Origin of the sequence: Microcystis sp. T1-4, assembly GCF_000297435.1 — a bacterium.
Classification (GTDB): domain Bacteria; phylum Cyanobacteriota; class Cyanobacteriia; order Cyanobacteriales; family Microcystaceae; genus Microcystis.
In genome coordinates this window covers 1-514 of the sequence record NZ_CAIP01000324.1, presented here as the reverse complement: position 1 = coordinate 514, position 514 = coordinate 1, and the positions used below count along the sequence as shown (strand labels likewise).

Here is a 514-nt window from a genome sequence, read left to right as displayed (position 1 = left end):
ATTGGGCTTCAAAATCAGCCTTACCGATGAAGAATAATTCCCGGCCACGAATCTGGAAACTGCTCTGATCATTCCCCAACAAAGAAAGGCTATTGGTCCCCAAGGCATCATCGCTGATCTGAATATCGGCAACTTTTACACCTTGACTGGTATCGGTATTTTCAGCGATCGTATTAGTGCTATTGGCCAGAATTAGGGCTGTGGGAGCTTCGTTGACATCGGTGATGTTTAAAGTGAAGGTTTGGGTGAGATCGGGGGTGACACCAACGGTTGTATCATCGACATTGACGGTGACTTCGTAACTGTTTTGAGCTTCAAAATTAGGAGTAAAACCGACATAGAAAAGAGCCGAATTCTGAATTAAGAAGCGCTCCCTATCCCGTCCTGTGAGGAAGAGATTATTGGTTCCTAAACCATCATCTTCAATCAGGAGGTCGGCGACTTTAAATTCTGGGGTGACATTGACATTTTCAGCTAACTCGGTGACAGCATTTTGGAAAATTAGGGCTGTGGG

At 44.9% G+C, this 514-nt stretch carries 1 pseudogene; it reads right to left on the bottom strand.

Annotation, left to right across the window (positions count from 1 at the left end):
* Window positions 1-514, bottom strand: a pseudogene (locus MICAI_RS16830) (hypothetical protein); the annotation flags it as partial.